We start from the raw sequence: 1,299 nt of genomic DNA, 5'->3' as shown, positions 1-1,299 counted from the left end.
TGGTCATACCCCTGTCAAGTAGACAGATAAAAAAAGCTAAGCAGCCAGCGCGTGCCGATACTCAATTGGTGCGCGCTGTTTGAGTTTCGCCTGGAACCGCTGGTAGTTATAGAAGTAGATATATTCCTCGACGGCTTGATGAATTTCGGCTTCTGACTTACACTGGTGAAGGTACAACTTCTCTGTCTTGAGGTGCGAAAAAAAGGATTCGATGCACGCATTATCCAGGCAGGTTGCTTTGCGAGAGTGGCTGCCTTTAACGCCGAATTCCTCTAATCGTGTGTTGTACGCCTGAGACGTGTACTGAAAGCCTTGGTCCGAATGGAGCACGGCCTCAGACACGTCTCTTTTCCGTGTCCACTGTTCAACAGTATCCAGGACGAGGTTTACGTCGTTTCGCTCCGAGATCTGCCAAGCTACAATCTCATTGTTAAAGAGGTCCTGAATAGCAGACAGATAATAAAAGCGGGTGCCGTCTGAGATATACGTGATGTCCGTTACTAGCTTCTGCTGAGGTGCTGTCGCATGAAACTTACGCTTTAATCGGTTCGGGTAGACCACAGAAGGAGCAGAGCCAGCACGACGCCTTTTCTTGCGAATGACGGACTGGATCGATAACTCTTTCATGAGCCGCCATACCTTCTTGTGGTTGACGAGGTAGCCTGCCTCCCACAGGGCTGCCCGCATTCGGGGGTAACCGAAATAGGGATGAGCCAGGTGAATAGCCACCATATGCTCTTTAATGGCGTGCTCTTGCTCATGGGCATCCATTCGTCGAGCCTGTGCACCTCGCCACTTGTAGTAATTTGCCCGCGATACATCTGCAATGGCTAATAGGCGGGTGATGCCATGCTGGTCACGTAGTTCTTCGATTAGGGCGTATTTGTCTTGTAGTCCAAGCTTTCCTCCATTTACAGATTTGGATACCGCTTTTTTAAGTAGTCTACCTGTGCCTTTAAGTAATCTCGTTCTTCTTCTATACTGGAAAATGTAGAACGTGGACGTCCTTTTAAAGGGCTGGTTGCCCCTTTTCGTGTATCGAATGGCTCTCCATTCCGATATTTCTTTACCCATACTTTAAGCTGGGTACAGTTCGCAATCCCCAACCTGTCGGAGACAATCTTGTAGCTCTCACCTCCTGTAAAATAGGCTTGAATAGCCTCTGTCTTGAATTCCTCTGTGTACGATTGAAATACTTGTCCCTTTTTGGCCATACAAAAATCCCCTCCAAGTTCACTCATTTCCTCATGTTAACACATGAGGTTTTTTACGAGTGTCTACTTGAAGGGGATAATACCA

At 47.6% G+C, this 1,299-nt stretch carries 1 protein-coding gene and 1 pseudogene; both read right to left on the bottom strand.

Features of this window, described 5'->3' with window-relative positions; translation table 11 throughout:
* Positions 1–36 precede the first annotated feature (36 nt).
* Positions 37–999 (bottom strand): annotated as a pseudogene (locus BLR64_RS29900) (IS3 family transposase); the annotation flags it as partial.
* Complete coding sequence (locus tag BLR64_RS30965; protein ID WP_244157886.1) at positions 912–1,214, bottom strand: transposase; 303 nt, start codon at positions 1,212–1,214, stop codon at positions 912–914. The gene BLR64_RS30965 and the pseudogene BLR64_RS29900, both read right to left, overlap by 88 nt.
* Between the last annotated feature and the right edge of the window lie 85 nt (positions 1,215–1,299).

The organism is Paenibacillus typhae, from assembly GCF_900099765.1.
Taxonomy (GTDB): domain Bacteria; phylum Bacillota; class Bacilli; order Paenibacillales; family Paenibacillaceae; genus Paenibacillus_AQ; species Paenibacillus_AQ typhae.
The sequence above is the reverse complement of the archived record's forward strand: the minus strand, read 5'-3'. Positions and strand labels throughout refer to the sequence as shown.

Bases quoted from the DNA above. Each gene is read 5' to 3' on its own strand.
- BLR64_RS30965 (WP_244157886.1), bottom strand. From the start codon at position 1,214: ATGGCCAAAAAGGGACAAGTATTTCAATCGTACACAGAGGAATTCAAG.